Genomic DNA, 22,941 nt, shown 5'->3' on the forward strand with positions numbered 1-22,941 from the left:
TACAGCCCCGCCGAACGGCGCGGACGCCCGCCTAAGCAGGCTCCGCCCCTGCCCGGTAGATCGCCCAGGTGCGGGGCGTCTCGGAGACCCAGACGGCCGTGAGCTCCGGGTAGGTCTCCACCCAGAGGCCGTAGATCCAGTGCGCGAGTCGCTCCCCCGACGGGGAGAAGTCCACGGCGTCGTTGAGGTGACGGTGGTCCAGGGTCTCGTCGAGCCAGGACTTGAAGGCGTCGAGGTCGCCGTAGTCCCGGACGAAACCGGCGTCGGTCAACTCCTCCGGCGGCGCGCAGAGTTCGAGGACGACCACGTAGTTGTGGCCGTGCGGGCGGGCGCACTTGTGCCACGAAGGGAGCCTGCTGAGGACGTGGCTCGCCGAGAAGTGGAACTCCTTGGTGATGGTCAGCATGCCGGCCGCGCCCGGACGAGGCCCTGCCTGTGGTTCTCCGTTGGCTGGATGCACGACGGCTACTCACTCTCCAGATCGCCGAGCGCGAGGGCACGGTTCAGCGGAACGTCTTCGCGGAAGCCGCGGAGCAGCGCCGGGTCCTCGATGCTCTCGGCCTTCCTCTCCATCTTCTCCCGCGCCCGGCTCAGGAGTCCCTCCGCTTCGCTCCGGGCGCCGGCGGCGTACAGGGCCCTCGCAGCGTGAAAGAGAACCTCTTCGCTCCGCAACGCGGGCATGTCCCCGGTGCGGTCGAGCAGTGCGACCGACTCCCGCGCGAAGGCGGCGGCGCCCGCCGGGTCCCCCTCGCGGAGCCTCGCCCGGCCGGAGAGGCAGAGGCCGGCGATCTCGCTGCGTACCATGCCGGTCCGCCGGGTCTCCGCCACGGTGGCGGCGGCCAGGCGGCCGGCGGCCGCCACCGTCGAGAGGTTGCCGCCCGCGGTGTCGAGCAGCACCTGCGCGTAGAGGTTGCGGACGATCGGCACGAGGTTGATCAGCCACGTCCGCTCCGTCTCCCACCACCCTTCCTCGACGAGCGTCAGGCACTCGCCGCGGCGTCGCGGGTCCGGCGCGAGGAGCTGGGCGAGGAGCGCGGCGTTGTAGGCGTGCCACCCGCTGTCGCCGCCGCGTCCCTGCTCGACGCGGAGCGCTTCCCTGAGCGCCTCCTCGGCCTCTGCGGCGAGGCCGAGGCCGGCGCAGACCTGCGCGGTGTAGTTGAGAGCGATGGGCAACTCCGCGTTGAGCGGCTCCGCTCTGAGCCGGTCGGTGCAGCGCCGCAGCCGGGTCAGGGCGTCCTCCGGCCTGCCGGAGTCGAAGAGGCTGATGCCGAGCTGCATCTCGTTGAGGTTCCGGGCGTGCTGGAGGACGGGGTCGCCGCTGCCCCCGAGCCGCCCGTCCGCGGCGTACAGCTCCTCGGCCTCCCGGAGCTGCCTGACGCCCTCGGCGAGGGTGCGCTTGGAGACCTGGCGCCCGTACTCGACCTTGGCGACGAAGAGCGCGACCGCGTCGCCCTGCTCCTCGGCGATCTCGACCGCCTCCCTGAGCTTGTCGAGACCGGGGACGAGGCCGCGCGTCGCCATGAGGGTCTTGCCGCGCAGGAGCGTGGTGCGGGCGACGAGTTCGGGCACCGCACAGCGCAGCGCCGCCTCCTCGGCCTCCGCCGCGAGCGCGTCGATGTGCGGCCCTCCGCCCGACTCGGTGTCCCCGCGCCACCGCACCTCCGTCAGCGAGAGCAGCAGCTCGACGGCCTCGGCGAGGCGGCGATCGGCTTCCGGGTCCTTCGCCGAGAGAGCCCGGGCGGCGCGGATGGCCTTCTCGCAGTGCCGCTCCGCCTCGGCGAAGGAGAGTCCGTCGATGGCGGCCGAGCGCGCCAACGCGTAGTAGGCCGCGGCCGATTGCGCCAGGTACTGGGGTCCGCCGCTCTCGAAGTGCCGCGCGATCTCCAGGCGGCGCTCCAGCGGCGCGGAGTCGAAGACGCCGCCGTCCGACAGCGCCCGCGCGATGCTTCCGTGCCGCGAGCGGCGCTGCTGCGGGGTCTGCTCCCGGTAGAGGACGTCCCACAGCGCACGGTGCTGGAAGCGGTAGCAGTCCGTGGGTTCGTCGCGCGCCCACTCCGGCCTGTCTGCGCCGAGGATGAGCCGCTGCGGACCGGCCAGCGCCCGCAGCCGGCTCATGACGTCGTCGTGGGAGCGCCGCAACGCCGCGGCCACGGTGGCGGAGAGGAACGTGTGCCCCTGGGTGGCCCCTGTGATCAGAAGAAGCTGGTCCTCGTCGGAGAGGCGTCTCAGGCGCTCTTTCACCACCCGCTCCAGCTTGTCGGGCAGGGCGATGCTGTCACCGTGTCCCGGCTGCCATTCGTCGAGGCACATCTGGACGAAGACGGGGTGCCCCTCCGTGAGCCGGCTCAGGCTCGCCGACAGGGTCGCGGGCGCTGCCGGGTGCCGATGGCGGACGAGTTCCGCCACGGCGTCCTCGGGAAGGCCGCCCAACTCGCGGCGGCGCAGCAGTCCTTCGTACTCCCACGTCCGCAGGAGTTCCCCGACGCTCTCCGAGGTGCCGTCGGGGGACTCGTCGAGAGCGTGGCTGAGCACCACGGAGAGCGGCGAAGCGCCCTGCGCCGCGCGCAGCAGCCGATCGAGGACGAGCAGGCTGCTGGGATCGATGTGCTGCACGTCGTCGATGACGAGCAGCACCGGCGGACCGGAACCGGCCGACTCCAGCAGCGCGTCCACGATCTGCGTGGCCACGCCCTGCTGGAAGGGCAGCAACGAGTCGAAGGGCATCGAGCCCGAGCCGAGCGCCGCTTTGGTGGCCTCGCTGCCTATCCGCAGCACGTCGCCGAGCCCGGGCACCAGGGCCGAGAGGACGTTCGGCAGGGAGTCCACGGTGCTGCGCCCCGCCTGCCCCAGGAAGCGCCGGAGCGGCCGGGTCCTTTCGCGCCGCTTGAGGTCGAGCAGGATGTCGACGATCGGCCCGTACGCCGCGCCGGGACCGATCACCGGGTTGCAGTGCGCCTTGACGACCCGGCAGGCGTGCGCCGGCAACTCCGCCTCGGCGACCCGGCTGCTGAACTCGCCGAGGAGGCAGGTCTTCCCCATCCCGGAGACACCCTCGACGAGCAGGGCGCTCCCCCGGCCCTCCACCAGGGCCAGCGCCGTCGAGCGGAGCTCTTCCAACGGCTCGACACGGTCCACGAACACACTCGGCACGCCAGGCTCCCCAGTTCGTCCAGTGCGGCATCTCTTCGAGGGCGGCGTCGCCCGCCGGCACCACGGGTCACTCGGCGCACACGATCCACCACACCAGAAGCTAGCCGATAGGCCGCCCCCGAGACAGCGGAACCTGCCCGCGGCCGTCGAAGGCGCCCCGGCAGCCCGTTGCGGCACCGTGTACCGATCTCGTCAGCTCCGTAACAGGGCCGCACCCCGGGCCCGGCCCGGACGGCAGCGCGTCAGGATGGTGACGGCGGGAGGCAACGGCACCGACAGAAGAGGGCAGTGTGAGCCAGGAGTTTCTCAGGCCCGAGGACCCCCAGAGCATCGGCCCGTACTGGCTGGCCTCGCGGCTCGGGGCCGGCGGGCAGGGCGTCGTCTACGAGGCGTACGACGGCTCCGGAGCCCGCTGCGTGGTGAAGGTGCTGCGGCGGGAGGGCGCGGGGGACGACTACGCGAAGGACCGCTTCCGCAAGGAGGTCGCGGCCTCCCGGCGGGTCGACTCCTTCTGCACGGCCCGCGTGCTGGCGGCGGACCCGGGGGCTCAACCCCCGTACATCGTCAGCGAGTTCATCGACGGCCGGGACCTGCAGGCCACCGTCGCCGCAGGCGGAGCCTTCGACGGCGACGCGCTCGTCCGCCTCGCCACCGGCATCGCCACCGCGCTCACCGCCATCCACGCCGCCTCCGTCGTGCACCGGGACCTGAAGCCGGGCAACGTGCTCCTCGGCCCCGACGGGCCCCGCGTCATCGACTTCGGGATCGCCCGCACCCAGGAGATGTCGCTCACCGAGACCGGCAAGATGATGGGCACCCCCGGATACATGGCTCCCGAAGTGCTGCGCGGCGCCCGCGCGGACGGGAAGAGCGACGTCTTCGCCTGGGGCGCCGTGGTGCTCTTCGCGGCGACCGGCACCGCCCCGTTCGACGGGGAGAACCTCGGCGAGATCGTCGTCCGCGTGACCGAGCGGGAGCCCGACCTCACGCCCGTGCCGGAACGAATACGTCCCCTCCTGGCCGCCGCGCTCTCCAAGGACCCGGCGGGCAGGCCGACTTCGGCCGAGCTCCTCTTCCGGCTGCTGACGGCCGGCGCACGGGACCCGCGTCCGCCCTCCTCGTCGGACCTGCTGGCGAAAGGCGCCCGCGCGGCGGCGCTCCCCGCGCGGGCGTCCGCCTCGCTGCCCGAGTGGGGCACGGTGGCGGAGGGCGTGTACGCGGGACTCGGCCCCGTCGAACGGGCCGTCGCCGAAGAGATCCTGCTGCGGCTGACGGTGCCCGGCGACGCGCCGGACGGCTCGCAGGACGGCGTACGGACGGCGGAGTACGGCGAGTTGCTGCACGGCCGCCCGGCCCCCGAGGCGGCCGCCGTCGAGCAGGTGCTCGCGGCCTTCGCGGCGGAGCGGGTGCTGATCCGCGACCCCGACGGTTCGGTCCGCCCCGTCAGCGCCGCGTTGCACAGGGCATGGCCCCGGCTCGCGGCGTGGACGGCCGAACACCGGGCGACGCTCCGGGAGTTGCGCAGGACGGGCGACGCCGCGCGGACCTGGGACCGCGCCGGGCGCCCCACCGACCGCCTCCTGCACGGGAGCGTCCTGCGCGCCGCCGCGGACCACGCCGCGACGGCCGGCACCGCGCTCCGGCCCAACCTGGTCGAGCGGGAGTTCCTCACGGCGTCGCGCGCCCAGGAGTCCCGGAGACGCCGCCGGCGCCGCAGGCTGCGGGGCGGGATCGCGGTGCTGCTGGCGACGGCGCTCGTCGCGGGCGTCGCCGCCTGGCAGTTCCAGCGCGCCAACGCGGAGCAGCAGGCGTTCGCCACCGCGCGGAACGTCGCCGCCGTGGCCGACGGTCTGCGGATGTCCGACCCGGAGACCGCAGCGCTGCTCAGCGCCGCCGCCTGGCAGGTGGCGCCCGCCGAGGAGGCGCGTGCCGCGCTCTACCGGTCGGCGTGGCAGCGCGAGAGCGCCGTCTTCCAGGACCCGACGAAGCAGCCGGCCGTGCTCGGAAACATGACGGCCCGCAGGCTCTCCGCCGACGGCCGCACCCTGGTCACCGCGACGTTCGGAGCGTCGGAGGGCAAGACGCGGCGCTTCGACCTCCGCACCGGAAAGGAACTCGCCTCGCGCACCGGGGGGAAGACCCCCTCGGGCGCCGTGTCCCCGGACGGCAGGTTCGCCGTGCAGGACGGCGAGGTGCGGGAGATCGCGACGGGGAAGACCGTCGGCGAGGTGCACGGCGACGGGCACTCGGTCGAGGCCCTTGCCTCCGGCGGCGTACGCGCGCTCGACGTGGACGAGGGCGCAGCCTCCGTGCGCGACACGCACACCGGTGACACCCTGCTCCGGGCTCCCGGCTCGGGGGCGCAACTCTCCCCCGACGCACGGTACTTGGTCTCGTGCCCCGAGGACGGCACACCGCTCCTGCACGACATCGACGCCGGCGCCTCGACGGAGCTGGACGGCGCCGAGAAGCAGGGCTGCTCCGACGGGTTCACCGCCTCCTTCAGCGCCGACAGCGGCCGGATGGTCCTCGGCACGACCGAGGGAGCGCTGGCCGTCTGGTCCACCTCGACCGGCGAGAAGGTGTCGGAGGCGTCCCTGGAGAACTGGAACCTGCAAGCCATGACCGGCGAGAACGCCTGGCCGCTCCCCGTCCGCATGAGCCCCGACGGGAAGTTCGTCGCCGCCATGGCGGACAGCTCCGTGGCCGTGGCCGCGGCCTCGGACGCCTCCCAGCCGCTCTTCACGCACCCCACAGGCGTGGCCAACTCCGAGCTGGCGAGCGACGGCAGCCCGCTCGCGATCGACTCCGGACGCGGCGAGCTGCGCTACCTGGAAGGGACCTCGGTGCACACGCTGAGTCTGCGCTCGCTCGGACTGCCGAGGAAACAACGGGACCGCTCGCTCGCCCGCTTCGGCCCCGACGCGCAGACCCTGCTCGCCGCGGAGAACGAGGGCACGCGCCACCGCGTACGAACCTGGACGCTCCCGGAGGACGGGAAGCAGACACCGCGCAGGCGTACCGACCACCCGGTCTCGGGCGGCACGGCGCTGGGGGAGTACCTCCCCCAGGGCGAGTACATGGCCCCGGCCGAACTCAGCCCGGACGGAGGGACGTTGGCGTACGCCCGCGAGACGGAGAAGTCGACCGCCGTCCTGCTCCAGGACACCCGGACGGGAAAGGTGACACGCCGGATCGGACTGGGCGGCAGCCCGGGCGCACGCATCGCCGCGCTCGCCTTCGGCGAGGACGGACGGACCCTCGCCGTCAGCCGCACCACTGCCGACGGCGACGACGCCTGGTCCGTCGACGTCGTGGACACCGCGGCGGGCAGGAAGACCCGCACGCTCTCCCGCGTCGGCGGCTACGGCATCGCCGTCGGCGGACCGGCGGAGAAACCGCTCCTCGTGACGACAGGCGGCGACCGCTCGGACCTGTCGACGGGCCGCACCACACGCAGGGCACTCGGCGAACTCGACCTGAGCGACGTGGCGTTCAGCCCCGACGGGAAGACGCTCGCCGTCGCCGAGCCGGAAGGCGTCGCCCTCTGGAACGGGGACGCGACCCGCCGCGTCGGGCACCTGCCAGGACCGGAGAAGCCCTCGGACGGCGGGGTGACGCAGCTCCGGTTCTCCCCGGACGGCGACTCGCTCGTCGGCATCGTCGGAAACGAGCGCGTCCACCTCTGGGACATCCCCTCCCGCCAGCCGATGGGAGGCGTCCTCCCCGGGATCGACGACTACCTGCTCGACGTCGCCTTCGACGACGACGGCAACCTCCACCTCGCCGGCGCCGCGGTCGACGCGTACGCGATGAACCTCGCCCCGGACCGGCTCACGGCGCGGCTCTGCGCACAGGTCCACCGGCCGAAGAACCTGACACGGACGGAGTGGCAGCAGAACGTACCGGACGCGCCCTACCGGAAGGTCTGCGACTGATCGGACGCCGCTCCTGTTGTTGGTCGGCGGGGGTACGTCGGAGTACGGACGGGCGCCGGGCGGGCGGTAGTTGACGGCGCGGAACCGCGGGCGGGTCGTTGCACAACGAGCTTGGAGGATGTCTTCGGTCGGGTGCGCGCGAGGGCGTCGACGAGCCTCTCGCGTACGTCGCAGTCGTGCAGATGCGGCGCTGCATTTCGTCGCCGTCGGGGTCGGGTCCGTGCCCATGGGAGGCAAAGCAAAGGTCTTCGACCAGCTTGCTATAGGCGCGTAACAAACGATCTTGAGTCCTTGAGGCGTCATCCGAACGTGTGGTGGGGTTCAGATGTCCCGATGAGATCTTGGAGCACGGCGCGGCGCTTTGCCGCAGCCGGGCACGACTCCGGCCGACAGCGAAGCCGGCCGGTTCGCCCCGCTCCGTGACAACCGGGTCTTTTTGCCATCCAGGTGTGCAAGCACCCGCACGCCTATGCACTGGAAGAGAGGAAAACATGCGCAAGTTCCAGCGCGCAGCAGTCGCCGCCGTCGGCCTCCTGGCCTTCTCAGGCATCGCCGCCCAGTCCGCCCAGGCCGCACCGGCCGCCCCGACCACCAAGGGCGGCGGGTACGTCAACGGCACGTTCGGGAGCTTTTCGTCCTGCAAGTCGTCTGCCGAGAACAACCCGATAATCGTCAAGTACGAGTGCACCCAGAACGCGGACGGCAGCTGGGACCAGAACGTCATCGAGGACACCTGCGCCGCCCCCAATCCCCCGAAGAACGGGATCTCCACGAGGGGATGCTGAGGACTCCTCGGCACGGATCGACCCGGGGCCTGTTCGGCATCGGTGGCACGTGAATTCCGGTAGCCGTTGCCACACCGCTTGATCCAGGCGGTGAACAGACCACGCGAGAAGCTCGGCCGGTGTCTTCCGGCCGAGCTTCTTGCGTCGGCGGTCCGTCGAGTTCCCGTGCGACGTGTCCGAGGCATCCGCACACCTCACACGCCACGGGATACAGCCACCGCTCCAGCCCGATCAGGGACTTGGCCAAGATGCACCCTGACACCCTGAAGCCGGCAGTGAACGGTAATTGGCAGCGCACGGCAGTTGCCGAACGGCACCGGAGGAGCCTGTACCGGGCGGCAGTCGGCGAGCCGGCACCGCCCACCGACGCCATCTGCCGCCGCCCGGTGCCGACTTGGCGCGCCCTCGCACCGGGCTCGCCCATACATCCGCCGCAGGAGCACCCGCGCCGGGTGACGCACCCGCCCGCCGGCACAAGCCGGTTCGCGGACCCGGTCACGACAGTTCGCACCAGACGCTCTTGCCCGTCCCCCGCGGCTCCACGCCCCAGGCCGCCGCCAGCTCCTCGACGAGCATCAGCCCCCGCCCGCGGGTGGACAGCTCGGTGGCCGCCCGGCGGACGGGGAAGTCGGAGGACTCGTCGGCGACGGAGAGGCGCAGCGACCGCCGCTCCCCCTCGTAGTGCACAGGACGGGCGCTGAGCGTCGCGTCCCCTTCTGTGTGCCGCAGCGCGTTGGTGGCCATCTCGCAGGCGAGCAGCTCCGCGACGTCGCCGAGCGGGTCCATCGACCACCGGTGGAGGGAGGCCCGCAGCAGGGCGCGGGCGGTGTCGAGGGACGCCGGATCGTTCCGGAGGACCTCGACGTCCAGTCGGGGGTCCGGCGCCGGCGGGCGCGTCCCGCGTCGCAGGACGAGCAGGGCCACGTCGTCCTCGGCGCCGGTGTACGCGGCCATGCCGCCGAGCAGATGGTCGGCCAGCTCCCCGGGGGAGCCCGGACCCGTGGAGAGGGTGTCGACGAGCAGGTCCCGGCCCTCGTCGATGTCGTGCCCCCTCGACTCCAGCAGTCCGTCCGTGCACAGCAGGAGCTCGGCGCCCGGCGGCAGTACCGTCTCGCTCGCCATGTAGGCCGGGCGGTCGTCGACCATGAGGCCGAGAGGGAGGCCGCCCGGGCTTTCGAGCCAGGCGCAGGTTCCGTCGGGGAAGCGGACCAGGGGCTCGGTGTGCCCGGCGCGTACCGTCTCGGCCGTGCCGGTGGCGGGGTCGAGGACGACGAGGAGGCAGGTGGCGAAGAGGTCCGTGTCGAGCTCGGTGAGGAAGGACGAGGCGCGGGCCATCACGGTGGCGGCCGGGTGCCCCTCGGCGGCGTACGCCCGCAGCGCGATGCGGAGTTGGCCCATCACGGCTGCCGCCTTGACGTCGTGGCCCTGGACGTCCCCGATCACCGCCGCCACCCGGCCGTCGGGCAGGACGAGCGCGTCGTACCAGTCGCCGCCGATGCCGCCGCGGGCACGGGCGGGGCGGTAGCGCGGCACCAGGGTCAGCCCCGATACCGACGGCATCCGTCCCGGGAGCATGGCGTTCTGGAGCCCGGCCGCCAGCTCGTGCTCCTGGTCGTAGAGGAAGGCCCGCTCCAGCGACTGGGCGATGGTGCGGCCCAGGGCCCGCAGCACCGTCCGCTCGTCGGTGCTGAAGCGGCCCTTTCCGTCGTAGGTGAGACCGAGCGCGCCGATCGGCCTGTCGTGCGCGATCAGCGGCAGGAAGACGACGGCGCTGGCGGCGGAGAAGAGCTGCAGGTAGCGCCCCATGGTCGGGTAGCGCCTGAGGTACTCCTCGCGCTCGGTGAGGAAGACGGGCTCGCGGCGGCGGACCACGTCGGCGAGCGGTAGCTGCTCCTCGACGCGGACGACCCGGAGGTCGCGCAGCAGCTCCTCGTTGATCCCGCTGGCGCCTATCAGCCTCACCAAACCGCCCTCGACCAGCCCGAGTACGACGCTGGAGGCGCCGAGCTGCTCCTGCATCTGCGTGCTGGTGAGCGCCTCGGCGACGTCGTCGACGGTGACGGTCGGGGCGAGCTCGTCGTTGACGAACCCGATGATGTCGGCCTGGCGGTGCCGCTCGGCCCGCTCCTCGCGTAGCTGGCGCGTCTGGTCGACGGCGCGCAGCTCCCGGCTGGCGTCGCGGATGATGCCGAGGACCCGGGTCGGCCGCCCCTCGTCGTCGCAGACGACGCGCCCCTGGGTGTGCGTCCAGCGCAGCCACCCGTCGCGGTACCGCACCCGGAAGTAGGTACTGAACTCGGACCGCTCGCGCAGCGCCCGCTCGATCTGCTCGTTGACGGCGGGCACCTCTTCCGGCAGCATCCGGTCGCGCAGCATGGCGAGGCTTCCGTCGAACTCGTCGGGGGTGAAGTCCATGACCTCGTACGCGCCCCCGTCGTAGTGCATGACGCCGGTTTCCAGGTCCCAGGTGAAGCTCCCCATCCCGTTGACCGCGAGTGCGACGTCCGCGGTCGGAGGCTCCCGGGAGGAGTGCTCACCGCTCGGATCGGAGAAGCGCATCCCTGCCTCCCGCTCGCGTCGCCGCTCCGTTCCATTCTGCGCCGCCCGCGGAGAACCGCCAGGTGGCTTGCCCCCACGGTGCGCGGGCCGCCCGTCGCGCGTGTCCGGCGTCCGCCGGGCTCTCTATAGGGTGGCCGCGTGGTGACGAGCGAGGAGCGCGGACGGCGGGGTCCGCAGGAGGAGAACGGCGCCGGTCTCCCGGCGTTCGCCGTGCAGTTGCGGCGGGTGAACGGGGAGATCAACCGGACGATGCACGCCTTCGCGCCGGAACACGGCTTGCACGCCACCGACGTGCAGGCCCTCTCCGTCGTCCTCGACGCGGAGGGCCCCGTCACACCCGGCCTGCTGCGCGAGCGCCTCGGCCTGACGTCGGGCGCCGTCAGCGCGTGCCTCGACCGGCTGGAGCGCGCGGGCCACATCCGGCGCCTCCGCGACGACGCGGACCGCCGAGTGGTGCGCATCGAGTACGCGGCAGGGGCACGGGCCGCCGCCCGCACCCACTTCCGTCCGCTCGCGGAGGCCACCGAGCGCGCGCACGGCCGCTTCAGCGAGGACGAACTCGCCGTCGTACTGCGTTACTTGACGACGCTCAACGAGGAACTGGCCGAGGTCCGCACCGAGCCCCGCTGAGCACCCGCGCCCCGGACGACGCGCAAGGCCGCATCCGGGTGCGGGCCGGGCAGCCGTGTACGGTCATCTCTCAACGATTGAGATTTCTACGCCCCGGAGCGCCATGCCCGCCACCGCCCGCCGCACCCGCTGGCTGATCCCCCTGCTCCTGCTCGCGGTCTGGCTCGGCGTCGGCGCCACCCTCGGCCCCTACGCGGGCAAACTCGGCGAGGTCTCCACCAACGACCAGGCCGCCTTCCTCCCCGAGGACGCCGAGTCGACCAAGGTGATCGACGCGCAGGAGCGGTTCCAGCAGGGCGAGACGGTGCCCGCCGTCGTCCTGTGGACGGCGGCCGACGGCGGACGCCTCGACACCGACCAACGACGCGCCGCCACCCGCGCCCTCGCGGGACTGCGCGGCGACGACGCCGTCACCTCCGTCTCCTCCGCCCTCCCCTCCCGCGACGGCGAGGCCCTCCAAGGCGTCGTCGGGCTCCCTCCGGATCTCGACGACGAGCTCGGCGCCGCGGTCGAACGGGTCCGCGACGCGGCACGGCACGTCCCCGGTACCGACGTCGGCGTCGCCGGTCCCGCGGCGAGCCAGGCGGACCTGTCCGACGCGTTCGCCGGCATCGACGGCATACTGCTCGCCGTCGCCCTGGCGACCGTGCTGCTGATCCTGCTCGTCGTCTACCGCAGCGTGCTGCTGCCGCTCGTGATCATCACCGGCGCCGTCTTCGCCCTCGCCCTCGCGAGCGCGGTCGTCTACGCCCTCGCCGACCGGGGCACCGTGAGCGTCGACGGACAGGTGCAGGGCATCCTCTCCATCCTCGTCATCGGCGCGGCGACGGACTACGCGCTCCTCCTCACCGCCCGCTTCCGCGAGGAACTCGCGCGCACGGCAGACCGCTTCGCCGCCATGCGCGCCGCGTGGCGCGAATCCGTCGGCGCGATCACGGCGAGCGCCGCCACGGTCGCGCTCGGACTCCTCGCACTGCTGCTCAGCGGCCTCACCAACAACCGGGCCCTCGGCCCGGTGGGCGCGATCGGCATCGTCTGCGCCGTGGCCGGCGCGCTCACCTTCCTCCCCGCCGTGCTGCTGCTCCTCGGGCGTGCGGCCTACTGGCCGGCGAAGCCCAAGTCAGCGGAGGCGAAGGCCGCTTCGGGCACCCTGTGGGCGCGGATCGCCCGCCTCGTCGACCGTGCACCGCGGCGGGTCTGGGCGCTCACCACGGTCGGGCTCCTCGCCTGCGCCGCATTCGCGCCCACTTTCAGCTCCAAGGGCGTCCCCCTCGACGAGATCTTCGTCAACGACGCCCCCTCGGTCGCCGCCCAGCGCACGCTGGGCGAGCACTTCCCCGGAGGCTCCGGCAACCCCGCCGTCGTCATCGCCGACGCGCGCAGGGCGACGCAGGTGGCCGACGCGGCGACGGCCACCGACGGCGTCGCCTCGGCCGCCCCCGTCACCGCGTCGGGACGGCCGGGCGGCGGCGCGCCGCTCGTCGTCGACGGGCGGGTCCGCGTCGACGTCACGCTGGAGGACGCCGCCGACAGCGACGCGGCGAAGGAGACCCTCGTGGACCTGCGCGACGCCGTGCGCGCCGTGCCCGGCGCCGATGCGCTCGTCGGCGGCTACACCGCCCAGCAGTACGACACCCTCCACACCGCGGAGCGCGACCGGACGCTGATCGTGCCCGTCGTGCTGGGGATCATCCTCGTCATCCTCGTCGGGCTCCTCCGGTCGCTGGTGACGCCGGTGCTGCTCGTCGCGACGGTGGCGCTCAACTTCCTTGCCACGCTGGGGGTCTCCTCGCTCGTCTTCACCCACCTCTTCGGCTTCGCCGGCTCCGATCCCGCCGTCCCGCTCTACGGGTTCGTCTTCCTCGTCGCGCTCGGCGTCGACTACAACATCTTCCTGATGTCCCGCGTCCGCGAGGAGACGCACCACCACGGCCCGCGCCAGGGCGTGCTGCGCGGCCTGACCGCCACCGGCGGCGTCATCACCTCCGCGGGCGTGGTCCTCGCCGCGACCTTCGCCGCCCTCGGCGTCATCCCGCTCGCCTTCCTCGCCCAGGTCGCCTTCATCGTCGCCTTCGGCGTGCTCCTCGACACCCTCGTCGTCCGCTCGCTGCTCGTCCCCGCGCTCGTACGGGAGTTGGGCCGCCGCGCCTGGTGGCCTGGCGCGCTGGGCCGACGGGACGACGACGGCACGGACGCGAGGGCCGAGGGCTGAGCCCGGCCCGTGTGACGGACACCTCACCGTGCCGCTGCCGTACCGGGCTCGTCACCGGGGACGCTCGTGGACGTGAAGGAGCACCGCACGACATACGCCGACTCTGCTGCCCCCGACGCCCGTTGCGTCCCGGATTCTTCGGACGGAGCCGGGACGCCGGGAGCGGAGGCCGCAGAGGTCCGCCGCTTCTGGGGTCGGCTCGGCCTGCCCGGATTGGTCGACGTCCACACCCACTTCATGCCCGAGCGGGTCCTGCACAAGGTCTGGGAGTACTTCGACGGCCAGGGACCGCTGACCGGCGGCCTGGAGTGGCCGATCACGTACCGGGAGACGGAGGCGCAACGCACGGCCCTGCTACGTGAGTTCGGCGTCCGTGCGTTCACCTCGATGCTCTACCCGCACAAGCCCGGCATGGCCCGCTGGCTCAACGGGTGGGCGGCCGACTTCGCCCGCCGCACCCCCGGCTGCCTGCACACCGCCACCCTCCACCCGGAGCCGGACGTCGACGCGTACGTCCGCGAGGCCGTCGAGGCGGGCGTGCGCGTGTTCAAGGCCCACGTACAGGTGGGGGCGTACGACCCGGCCGACGCACGCCTGGAGCAGGCCTGGGGCGTACTCGCCGAGGCAGGCATCCCCGTGGTGATGCACTGCGGCTCCGGGCCCGCGCCCGGTAGGTACACCGGACCCGAGCCCGTCTCGCGACTGCTGGCGCGGCACCCGGAGTTGCCGCTGATCGTCGCACACATGGGGATGCCCGAGTACGAGGAGTTCCTGGACCTCGCCGAGCGGTACGACCGGGTGCGCCTCGACACGACGATGGCGTTCACCGACTTCACCGAGGGGTTCATGCCCTTCCCCCGCCGGGCCCTGCCCCGGGTCGCCGCGCTCGGCGACCGCATCCTCCTCGGCTCCGACTTCCCCAACACCCCTTATCCGTACCTGCACCAACTCCATGCCCTGGAGCGGCTGGGGTTCGGGGACGAGTGGCTGCGTGCCGTGTGCCACGACAACGCGGCGGGACTCTTCGGGCTGTGAAACCGTGCGGGGCGTTTTCCTGCTACCGGTTCGTGGGCCTTCCGCCGAGCCGGGGGTCCGACCGACGACCATCCCTGCCATGGTGGGGACGGCCTCCGGGCGGACGCTGTCGGGCATCCTCTGCATGGTGGCGACGAGGCTCGGCACCACGTACTCGATGACGTCCTTCCCGTGTTCCTCGTGGGCCTTCCGCAGCCACGGCATGAACATGTAAATGCACGCACCGTCCAGCACGTCACCGGCCTCCGAGGGTTCAGCGACTCGGTCATTCCATCGATCCACTCCTTTTGTTCGGAGTCGATTTCGTTTTTGCCTTCATGAATGCTCTTGAGCCGGAAGCCGATCATCATGAGCGCGGCACTCACCTCACCGACGGCGGCGTTCCGGGGGACCGCAGGGCGAGGACACGGAAGCGGTTCTCCTCGTACAGCCGAGAGGGACGGCGTGGTTTTTCCGTCGCGGTACGTCGCGGAGGCGGACGTCAGTGGCCGTTCGTGTTTTTCCCGTCCGACTTCCCTTTCCCGGCGCCGGAATGGGTGGGCGCGTTTTCGCAGGCGAAGGAGAGGTTCGACGGCTCGGGGAGAGTGACCGCACCGGGCGCGGTCCCCATCCTCTGTCACCAACACACCCGTGCGGGGCAGGCGTTGAGCCCGAGCCCGGCAGGCGGCAGCGCCTCGATGGCTCGCGGAGTCGAACGGAAGGAGGCGCTGCCGCTCGAGTCACTGCCGGACTTGCGCCACTCCGGCGAATCCGCCGATTTCACTGTCCGACTGGACCACTGGTGCGTCGGGCCGCCACCGATGGGTGGCCACCAGTCCGGGCTCCAGGAGATCGAGACCGTCGAAGAACCTCGTCACCTGCTGTTGGTCGCGGGGCGCGAAGGGCACTTTGCCGGTGGCGTAGATGTCCTTGAAGTAGGCGGCGCCTTCCGGGTCGAACTGGCCGGTGGCATGCGAGAGGACGAGGAAGCTTCCGGGGGCGAGCGGCTCGAGGAGGCGGCGGACCATCTCGTAGGGCTCGTCCTCCTCGGATATGAAGTGCATCAGGGCGACGAGGCTGAGCGCGACGGGCTGCTCCAGGTCGAGGGTGTCGACGACATGGGAGTCGGCAACGATGTCGTGGGAGCGCACATCCGCTTCGAGGTAGGTGGTACGGCCCTCGGGCGTACCGCGCATGAGCGCGTCGGCGTACTCGACGACGAGGGGATCGTTGTCGACGTAGACGACGCGGGACTCGGGCGCGATCTCCTGGGCGACCTGATGGAGGTTGGGCGCGGTGGGGATGCCGGTACCGATGTCGAGGAACTGCCGCACCCCGTGCTCGCGCACCAGGGCGCGGACCGCCCGGTGCATGAACGCACGGTTGGCCCGCGCACCGGTACGTACTTTCGGCAGGCGCCCGAGGACGGCCTCGGCGGCCTCGCGGTCGGCGGCGAACCAGTCCTTCCCGCCGAGGTAGTAGTCGTACATGCGGGCAGAGTGCGGTTGGCTCATTGTCACGTCCTGGAGTAGGCAGCGCGCGCGTCGTCCACCGCCGGTCATCGGTGGGCGAAATCGCCGCGGACCTTCGACGGCCCGGGCACGCGCACAGGCTAGCGCCCGCAGCGTGGAAATGCCGTTCCGCGTGCTCCAAGAACCCGTGGAACCAGGGAAGTTGCCCGACAAGCCGGCCGAGGAGGCCGGGAGGTCCCTGGGAGCGGTGGGAGCAAGGAACGCACCCGGCACGGCGAAGCCACGCGGCCGTGCGGGGCGTGCACGCCGGACGCGCCCGTGCGGGGCGCCGCGGTCTCAGCAGTCGCGGACCCAGCGGTGGGAGCGCACGCGGTAGGTGCCGGTGAGGTTGCCCTGCTGGTTGATGCTGGTGCAACCCACGCGGGCCTTGTAATGCGGCCGCAGATAGAACTCGACCTTGTAGTAGGGGTTCTTCAGGTCGCCGTTGTTGAAGAGGGAGGAAACGGGTTTCCGCCGCGTCCAGGCGCACCCGTCGCCCTTCGCCCAGTCGCCGTCGCTCCCGCGGTAGGAACACATGTCGCCGTTGCCGTTCCGCTCGCTGAAGAAGCAGACGTTGTTCTCCGGGCACCGGATGTAGCCGTAATCGCCCGATGCCGCCGGGGGTCGCGTCAGACTCCAGCCGAGCCCCAGGCCGAGCCCGCAGAGCAGCGCGGTGGTGGTGAGGAGGACCGTACGCAGCCACGTCCGGCGCCTGGGCCCGGTTCCTCCGGCCTCCCCCGCCCCCGCGCCGGGAACGACGGCCTCCCCGCTCGGCCCGGCCGCCGATTTCGCCCGCTCGAGGAGCAGCGCGCTGGTGTGCGGCGCGCGTGCCGTGTGCGTCGGGGCGAGGCAGTCGGCGACCAAGTCCCGCCACATGTCCGGCAGTCGGGCCGGCAGCGGCAGCGGCTCGTGCCCCGAGGCGTAGCGCAGAGCCGCGTCGCGCCGCAGTGCCGGGGTGGCGCCGGGGAAGGGCAGGCTTCCGGTCAGCAGCAGGTGGCTCAGGACGCCGAAGGCCCACACGTCTGCGGTCTGGCGCGTCCGGATGCCGCGTGCGCCCGTCTCCGGCCAGAACAGCTCCGGAGGCGTGTAGTCGAGGGTGGAGAAGGCCGGGGTGTAGGCGTGGGTGCCCTCCAGTTCGGCGGCGAGGTTGAAGTCGGAGAGCCGGACGGCGCCGTCGGCGAAGAGGAGGACGTTGCCCGGCTTCAGGTCTCCGTGCACCCAGCCCGACTCGTGCAGTTGGGCCAGACCCGTACAGATCTGGACCAGCAATCGATCGGCACCCGGCAGCGCCCTCTTCGGGCTCGTGAGCGCGTTCAGACGGAGCAGTACGTCCAGGGAACTCTCGGCCCGCTCCAGCGCCAGGACGCCGCAGCCGTCGAGCTCGGGGTGCTCGGGGTCGTCCACGGTGCACGCCTCGTACATCCGGACCAGGTGGGGCCGGCGGAGCGCCTCGTGCAGGCGCAGTTCGCGCTCGGAGAGCTCCTGGAGGTGACGTAGCTGACGGGGCGTCCGGGTGCCGGTGGCGAGGAACTTCAGCGCGGCCGTCGCGGGTTCGCCGTCGTAGGCGTCGCCGTCCGCCTCCGTGGCGTCGTCCGCACTCCCTGGCCCGGCCACGGCGGTGTTCCTGGCCGCGTAAACGCTGGAGAAGGCGCCCGAAGCCAGGGGGTGCAGGACCTCCCAGCGGCCGACCCGGTACCCGTACGGCACGACGACCGGCAGGCCGTCGGGATTGCTCATAGCGGTAAGGGCGTGCACACATCCGGAGCCACCGTCTCCAGCAGCTCCAGGTCGTCCTCACCCACCAGGTCGAACCGGAGTGCCAGCGAGGCCAGTTGCTCCTTCTTCCCGTGCATCCGCTCACCGCAGACGGACTGCTCCCGGGCCGGCTTGAGGCCGAGCTTGACCGCCAAGTAATCGATGTTCCACTGCACCGACGCCCGGTTGGCCTCCGGCCATACGGCTTCGACCCTGGAGATGAGCTGCGCGGAGGTCGGGAGCGGCGCCAACGTCCGCCCGCGCAGGCGGGGTTCGCACAGCGCGACGAGCACGAGGAAGTAGCGCTTGCTGCGGTCCAGGGAGAACGCGTGCGCCGTGGTGTGCCCCTCACCGCGCTCGTGCGCGGCCGACGTGTAGAGGTGGCGCGGCGTCCACACGTCGAAGGTCGCCATGCCTTCGCGCGCGGGCAGCAGCACACGGGAGAACTCGAACGGCACCGGCGCCTCCACGCGTCCGGGAGCGAGCTTGATGTGCTCCCCTGCGCCCTCCGGATTCTCGACCACGTAGGTGTGGTGCCGGCTGAGGTTGCTGAGCGACCAGAACGCCGCACCCGCGGTCAGGCAACCCGCCGTACGGGACACGGCCTCGTCCCCGAGCACGAGCCGGAGAGCGTCGGGGGCTGCCGTCCGCCTCGCGCGCCCGAAGTGCAGGACCTCGCCGGGCGCGAGCCGGATCTGCTCCTCCGCCCGCGCACACCCGGGCGGCACCACGATGATGCTCTCCATGCTCGATTCCTCCCCCGAAACGAAGCTCCAGACTAGGCAGCGCGCGGGGTGCGGCCAAGACCTCGTAAGCGGGACAGAGTTGGCCCATACCGGACCAGAGGGGCGGACATCCCCCGACGGAACGGCCCCGGGCCCGGCAGCGGAACGTTCCGCTGCCGGGCCCGGAGAGCGCCGACCGTACGCCGTGAGCGGCCCACCGCCCGGCGGGTCGCTCACGGGCTCACCCGCACTTGTTGGAGACCCACTTGAGGGACATGGGGACGTAGTCCCCGGAGATGTTGCCGCCACTGCCGTTCTTGGTGCAGCCGATCCGGCCACCCTTGTAGTTGGTCTTCCAGTAGTAGGCGACACCTGTGGAGCCGTCGGCGCTGGTCCCGTTGTTGTACACCGACTTCGGCTTGGTCCCGTTACTCATCCACGAGCAGGAGATCGAGCCGGAAGTGGTGTCGGTATCCGCGACGTCCCAGGCGCACATGGACCCCGAGTAGTTGCTTCCCGTGTAGAAGCACACGTCGCCCTTTTCGCACCCCGAGGGCGCGGCGGCAGGGCTGGCGCCGGCAGGTGCGGCCGTGAACACGGCCGCTGCCGCGGCCATGGAACCGGCCACCGCGAGCACGCTGCGTACCTTCATGTGGGTTCTCCTCCCGTTGAACGCACCCGACAGGTGCGAGACCGACGAACAGGACCTGTCCGACGTCCGTGAGACTACTGACGGCAGGAGGAGTCTCTGTACCTAGCAACAGTGAGGGTCCCGCCTCGGCCGGGCCGGCGACGTGGACCCGGCGCGACCCGCACGCACGGCCCCGCAGCGCATGACGCGCCCCAGCGCTCCGGAACGTAGCCTGACGGAAGTGCCCTGCAGCTGCGGGTGCGCATCCTCTCGGGCCGGAGGTGAACAGCCATGGCCAACCGCTCAGATTCCTCGGACGCGGTCTTCGAGGCTCTGCTGGGCGACATCCACCGCATGCAGCCCTCCGAGCTGCCAAAGCTCCTGCGAAGCCACCGCTCCGAACTGGGCGTGGAGAACGTCTTCCTCTACCTGGCGGACGTCCAGCAGGAACAGCTGGCCATGATGCCGGACGGCTCCGCCTCCTCCCAGGCCGCACTGCCCATCGACTCCACCGTGGCCGGTTGGGTGTACCGCACCCTCGTCGAAAGAGTGACCACGAGAGAGTCCCGCGGGCTGACCCTGTGGCTGCCGTTGGTGGACGGCATCGAACGCCTCGGCGTCCTGTGCGTCGAGGCCGATGCCCTCGACGAGGAGACCCTCCGGCGCTGCCGCACCCTGTCCACCGTCGTCACCCTGGTCCTCTACGCCAAGGGCGTCATCAGCGACCTCTACGCCCGCTCCCAACGCACTCAACAGATGAAGATCTCCGCGGAGATGTTGCGGGCCTTCCTCCCACCGCGGTCCATCGGCACCCGGCTGACAACCTCCAGCGCCATCCTGGAGCCCGCCTACAACCTGGGCGGGGACGCGTTCGACCACACCGTGATCGACCACACGCTGCACACCGCCATCGTCGACGGCATGGGGCACGACCTGATTGCCGGCCTGTCCTCCTCCGTCGCCCTGGCCGCCTGCCGCAACACCCGCCGCTCGGACCCCTCGGCCGGCCTCGAACCGCTCGTCCGGAGCGTCGACCAAGCCCTGTCGGACGCCTTCGACGACCGTCACGTCACGGCCGTCTTCGCCCACCTGCACCTGGACACCGGCTCCCTGGAATGGATCAACGCAGGTCACCCCCCGCCCCTGCTGATGCGCGGCACCAGCCTCGTCCCCGAGGCGCTGGAAGGCGAGCCCGAACCCCCGCTCGGCCTGCCCGCCGGCATGGCCGACTCGAAGCGGACGGTGCACGAGGCACACCTGCAACCCGGCGACCGGGTCCTCCTCTACACCGACGGAGTCATCGACGCCAAAGACGCCTCCGGACAGCGCTTCGGCCTCACGCGCTTCACCGACTTCCTCATGCGCGCCATGGCCGCCGACGAACCCCCGCCCGAGGCCCTGCGCCGCCTGGTCAAAACCCTCCTCGAGTACCAGCACGCCGGTCTGACCGACGACGCCACCGTCATGATGTTCCAGTGGCACCCCGCCGGCTCCCCCGATTACTTCGCCTGACATCCGACGCGAACCACACCGGCCTGCGCCGTGCACCGGGACGCAGAGATCTGGGCACGCCGATTCCACGAACTCCGGCGCGCACACCACCAACCCGCCCGAGCCCGACGGCGATTCGGACATCCTCACCTTCAACGCCGCAGCTCGACGTACCGCAGCACGAACGCTCGGACCTCGCCGCCGGTCTCGCCCCGACTCGACGTCCGCCCTCGCCACCGATCCAGCCGTCGGGCCGACGCTGACCACGGGCATTCACCTAGTCGCGGTTCTCAGCGACCTCTCGGCTGCCGTATCAGCGAACGACGTGCCGGACGGCGTGCTCGCGCCTGCAGCGCGAGCAGCGTACTGATCATCGCGGGCAGAGCCGTCCGATGAGAAAAGATCAGTGGTGTCGCTCGCGCAAGGAACTTGCCCGCCAACTCCTTCGCTGCGGTGACTAGTTGATGCAGACAGCACCCGACCCCGAGTCGATGTCCGGCTCCGAACCGACGCCCGGTGAACTTTGCCCTGGAGTACCGCGAACACGACAGCCTCGGGGCAACGTTGCACGACTACTGGGTGAAGAACCAGACGACCACGGTGGAGTCCGCCCTGCGCGTGTTCTTCGGTTACGACAACGCCGCGAAGCTTCTCTTCCACTACCTCAACGGAAGCGTTGAGGACTACGAGGCCCACCCGAGGCAGCCCGCCTTACTGCCCCGGTCGACAAGCGCTCTCACGAGCGCTCAGCATCCGGCGGAGAGCCACTGCCGGCCAGGGCCCCGGACCGCGAGCCGAACCGGCACGTGTCTGCCGTGAACCGCGTGGGCCCAAGGTCATCGGGCTCCGGCCGCGGCGCCAAGCACTGACCATGGGCATCCACCGAGCCGGGAAACTGCTCGGCGACCTCCCGGCTGTCGAAGAGCCCGGCCTCCTTCCGCCTCGCTCGGGAGCCGCCCCCGTACCACCGAACGACGTAGCACCCTGTCCGCCTCGCCCCGGGGCCGATCATGGACGTGCGCCACGCAGAGCAACACAAGAGAGGCGACCGATAGGGATATCCACCGCGCAAGCCAAAAAAGAGCCCCCTCCGACCAACGTTCCCGCTGGCCGGAGGAGGCTCCCCGCTGTGGACCTGAGGGGATTTGAACCCCTGACCCTCTCGTTGCGAACGAGATGCGCTACCGGACTGCGCCACAGGCCCTTGTTTGCGACGGGTGAAACCTTAGCATCACCAGCGGGCTGCGACGAAATCCGTTCCTGTGCTGGTCATCGGAGGCGAGGCGGCGGGCTACTCGTTGGCGGCTCGCGGGCGGTCGTCCTCGCCTGCGTACTGGTCGAAGAGAGGGGTACGGCGGTCGCGCGGGCGGGCCTCCCGCTCGGGAGCGGGGTCCTCCGCGCGGGGGCCGGTGGAGCGGGCGGAACTCCACGCGTCGGGGGCGTCGAGGTCGACGTCGCGGGAGGCGCGGGGAGCGACGGGCGCGTTGACGTACGTGGGCAGGGGGACGGGGACGGGGTCCCAGCCGTCGGTGGGCTCGCGGTCGCGGGCCGCTCGCTGCTGGTCGATCCACTCGGCGTGGTCGGTCTGCTCGACGAGCGCGCGGCGGTCGGCCGAGGCGGGGGGCGAAGCGCGACGGGGCTCGCGGGGGCGTTCCGGTGCGGCCGGGTCGGGAGCGTCGCCTGCGTCCTCCGTGCGGGGACGCGGGGCGCCGACGTCGGGCTCGGCGACGGCGGTGGGCTCCGCGGTCGGCTTGCGGGTGCGGTGGAGTTGCCGGGCGGCGGCCTCGGCCTGGCGGCGGTCCATGGTGAAGGTGAACCGGCGGCGCTCCTGCACGCGGAGGTAGACGATGTACGCGCTGAGGAGGACGGCGGGCGCGGCCGGGACCCAGAGGAACGCGAGGCCCCCGACCGCGGCGACGATGGCGCCGAAGGTGAACGCGAGGAAGAGGCACATCGTGGTGCGCCGGCGCCGGGCGAGCAGTTTGGCTCGCTTCGCACGGCTCGTGCGCTTTGCCTGACCCGGGCGGGGTGCCGGCCTCGCATCGCGTCCTGCCTCGGAGGCGGCGCGAGCCGGGCGGCGGGGCGCGGCGTCGTCGAAGGGCCCCGCGGGGTCCCGCTCTTCGTCGGCCCGCGGGGCGCCGATCATGGTTCTGGGGTTGGCGAAGGCCCGGACGTCGACCGAGGGGTCGGTCGGCTGCGCCGCGTAGGCGTCAGCCCGGGCGCCCGGTGTTTCGGCGGTCGGCGCGGAGGGCTCCTCCGGGTCGGCCGCCTCGGCGTCGTCGGTGCGCTGGGCCTGGCGCCGCTCCACGTCCTTGGCGTAGCGCCGCTCCATACCCGCCTTGCCGGAGAGCAGGCGGATGGCGGTGCTGAAGCGTTCCGTCGGACGGGCCTCGTTGAGCTCGTCCTGTCTACGGAGCCACATCGGCACCAGGTAGGCGGCCCAGGCCCCGACGATGACTGCGTAGATGAGGCCGCTGCTGCTCACCCTCACACCGTAGAGGGGTTTGCAAGGGGCCATCTGCCAAATACCGCGGTGTGTC

16 protein-coding genes and 1 tRNA gene are annotated in these 22,941 nt (G+C 71.8%); 8 read left to right on the forward strand and 9 right to left on the reverse strand.

Features of this window, described 5'->3' with window-relative positions; translation table 11 throughout:
* Positions 1-31 precede the first annotated feature (31 nt).
* Both UWG_RS0120515 and UWG_RS0120520 read right to left on the reverse strand, forming a co-directional pair.
* On the reverse strand, positions 32-406 hold the full coding sequence (locus UWG_RS0120515) for a 6-pyruvoyl trahydropterin synthase family protein (protein ID WP_016909080.1): 375 nt from the start codon (positions 404-406) through the stop codon (positions 32-34).
* Positions 407-465: 59 nt separating this feature from the next.
* Complete coding sequence (locus UWG_RS0120520) at positions 466-3,150, reverse strand: ATP-binding protein (protein ID WP_106429996.1); 2,685 nt, start codon at positions 3,148-3,150, stop codon at positions 466-468.
* Between the two features lie 290 nt (positions 3,151-3,440).
* Here UWG_RS0120520 and UWG_RS0120525 point away from each other — a divergent pair, with 290 nt between their 5' ends.
* Positions 3,441-7,088, forward strand: coding sequence for a WD40 repeat domain-containing serine/threonine-protein kinase (locus UWG_RS0120525; RefSeq protein WP_029391626.1), 3,648 nt, complete (start codon positions 3,441-3,443; stop codon positions 7,086-7,088).
* Between the two features lie 491 nt (positions 7,089-7,579).
* On the forward strand, positions 7,580-7,873 hold the full coding sequence (locus UWG_RS0120530; RefSeq protein WP_016909082.1) for a hypothetical protein: 294 nt from the start codon (positions 7,580-7,582) through the stop codon (positions 7,871-7,873).
* 495 nt (positions 7,874-8,368) lie between these two features.
* Here UWG_RS0120530 and UWG_RS0120535 read toward each other — a convergent pair whose 3' ends face one another.
* Complete coding sequence (locus tag UWG_RS0120535; protein ID WP_016909083.1) at positions 8,369-10,432, reverse strand: SpoIIE family protein phosphatase; 2,064 nt, start codon at positions 10,430-10,432, stop codon at positions 8,369-8,371.
* 138 nt (positions 10,433-10,570) lie between these two features.
* Between UWG_RS0120535 and UWG_RS0120540 the strand changes: the two genes are divergently transcribed.
* From UWG_RS0120540 to UWG_RS34300, 4 genes are all read left to right on the forward strand, one after another.
* The gene (locus tag UWG_RS0120540; protein WP_016909084.1) at positions 10,571-11,062 is read left to right on the forward strand and encodes a MarR family winged helix-turn-helix transcriptional regulator; all 492 of its coding nucleotides are present in this window, start codon (positions 10,571-10,573) and stop codon (positions 11,060-11,062) included.
* Positions 11,063-11,165: 103 nt separating this feature from the next.
* Positions 11,166-13,274 carry an MMPL family transporter gene (locus tag UWG_RS0120545; RefSeq protein WP_016909085.1) on the forward strand — a complete coding sequence of 703 codons (2,109 nt, stop codon included), beginning with the start codon at positions 11,166-11,168 and terminating at the stop codon, positions 13,272-13,274.
* Between the two features lie 66 nt (positions 13,275-13,340).
* Positions 13,341-14,309: an amidohydrolase family protein gene (locus UWG_RS0120550; RefSeq protein WP_016909086.1), complete on the forward strand. Its 969-nt coding sequence runs from the start codon at positions 13,341-13,343 to the stop codon at positions 14,307-14,309.
* A gap of 79 nt (positions 14,310-14,388) precedes the next feature.
* The gene (locus UWG_RS34300; protein WP_016909087.1) at positions 14,389-14,523 is read left to right on the forward strand and encodes a hypothetical protein; all 135 of its coding nucleotides are present in this window, start codon (positions 14,389-14,391) and stop codon (positions 14,521-14,523) included.
* Between the two features lie 505 nt (positions 14,524-15,028).
* On the opposite strand, the gene UWG_RS0120560 is transcribed toward UWG_RS34300, so the two are convergent.
* The 4 genes from UWG_RS0120560 to UWG_RS0120575 form a co-directional block, all read right to left on the reverse strand.
* The gene (locus tag UWG_RS0120560; RefSeq protein WP_029391627.1) at positions 15,029-15,802 is read right to left on the reverse strand and encodes an SAM-dependent methyltransferase; all 774 of its coding nucleotides are present in this window, start codon (positions 15,800-15,802) and stop codon (positions 15,029-15,031) included.
* Positions 15,803-16,096: 294 nt separating this feature from the next.
* Positions 16,097-17,536 carry a serine/threonine-protein kinase gene (locus UWG_RS0120565; protein WP_029391628.1) on the reverse strand — a complete coding sequence of 480 codons (1,440 nt, stop codon included), beginning with the start codon at positions 17,534-17,536 and terminating at the stop codon, positions 16,097-16,099.
* Entirely contained in the window at positions 17,533-18,300 is a 768-nt protein-coding gene (locus UWG_RS0120570) for a hypothetical protein (RefSeq protein ID WP_016909089.1), read from the reverse strand. The genes UWG_RS0120565 and UWG_RS0120570 overlap by 4 nt, the downstream gene beginning before the upstream one ends.
* A 220-nt stretch (positions 18,301-18,520) precedes the next feature.
* Positions 18,521-18,931 carry a peptidase inhibitor family I36 protein gene (locus UWG_RS0120575; protein WP_016909090.1) on the reverse strand — a complete coding sequence of 137 codons (411 nt, stop codon included), beginning with the start codon at positions 18,929-18,931 and terminating at the stop codon, positions 18,521-18,523.
* Between the two features lie 270 nt (positions 18,932-19,201).
* Here UWG_RS0120575 and UWG_RS0120580 point away from each other — a divergent pair, with 270 nt between their 5' ends.
* Both UWG_RS0120580 and UWG_RS0120585 read left to right on the forward strand, forming a co-directional pair.
* Entirely contained in the window at positions 19,202-20,422 is a 1,221-nt protein-coding gene (locus tag UWG_RS0120580; RefSeq protein ID WP_016909091.1) for a PP2C family protein-serine/threonine phosphatase, read from the forward strand.
* 495 nt (positions 20,423-20,917) lie between these two features.
* A complete protein-coding gene (locus tag UWG_RS0120585; protein ID WP_016909092.1) occupies positions 20,918-21,220 on the forward strand; it encodes a hypothetical protein in 303 nt (100 codons plus the stop codon).
* A gap of 311 nt (positions 21,221-21,531) precedes the next feature.
* Here UWG_RS0120585 and UWG_RS0120590 read toward each other — a convergent pair.
* Both UWG_RS0120590 and sepX read right to left on the reverse strand, forming a co-directional pair.
* A tRNA-Ala gene (locus UWG_RS0120590) sits at positions 21,532-21,605 on the reverse strand.
* 87 nt (positions 21,606-21,692) lie between these two features.
* On the reverse strand, positions 21,693-22,886 hold the full coding sequence (gene sepX, locus UWG_RS0120595) for a divisome protein SepX/GlpR (protein WP_016909093.1): 1,194 nt from the start codon (positions 22,884-22,886) through the stop codon (positions 21,693-21,695).
* Positions 22,887-22,941: the final 55 nt, after the last annotated feature.

Source organism: Streptomyces xiaopingdaonensis (genome assembly GCF_000262345.1).
Lineage (GTDB): Bacteria > Actinomycetota > Actinomycetes > Streptomycetales > Streptomycetaceae > Streptomyces > Streptomyces xiaopingdaonensis.

Excerpts from the sequence above, each read along its gene's own strand:
- UWG_RS0120515 (WP_016909080.1), bottom strand. The coding sequence starts at position 406 with ATGCTGACCATCACCAAGGAGTTCCACTTCTCGGCGAGCCACGTCCTC.
- UWG_RS0120530 (WP_016909082.1), top strand. The coding sequence starts at position 7,580 with ATGCGCAAGTTCCAGCGCGCAGCAGTCGCCGCCGTCGGCCTCCTGGCC.
- UWG_RS0120535 (WP_016909083.1), bottom strand. The coding sequence starts at position 10,432 with ATGCGCTTCTCCGATCCGAGCGGTGAGCACTCCTCCCGGGAGCCTCCG.
- UWG_RS0120545 (WP_016909085.1), top strand. The coding sequence starts at position 11,166 with ATGCCCGCCACCGCCCGCCGCACCCGCTGGCTGATCCCCCTGCTCCTG.
- UWG_RS34300 (WP_016909087.1), top strand. The coding sequence starts at position 14,389 with ATGGTGGGGACGGCCTCCGGGCGGACGCTGTCGGGCATCCTCTGCATG.
- UWG_RS0120560 (WP_029391627.1), bottom strand. The coding sequence starts at position 15,802 with ATGAGCCAACCGCACTCTGCCCGCATGTACGACTACTACCTCGGCGGG.
- UWG_RS0120565 (WP_029391628.1), bottom strand. The coding sequence starts at position 17,536 with ATGAGCAATCCCGACGGCCTGCCGGTCGTCGTGCCGTACGGGTACCGG.
- UWG_RS0120570 (WP_016909089.1), bottom strand. The coding sequence starts at position 18,300 with ATGGAGAGCATCATCGTGGTGCCGCCCGGGTGTGCGCGGGCGGAGGAG.
- UWG_RS0120575 (WP_016909090.1), bottom strand. The coding sequence starts at position 18,931 with ATGAAGGTACGCAGCGTGCTCGCGGTGGCCGGTTCCATGGCCGCGGCA.
- UWG_RS0120580 (WP_016909091.1), top strand. The coding sequence starts at position 19,202 with ATGGCCAACCGCTCAGATTCCTCGGACGCGGTCTTCGAGGCTCTGCTG.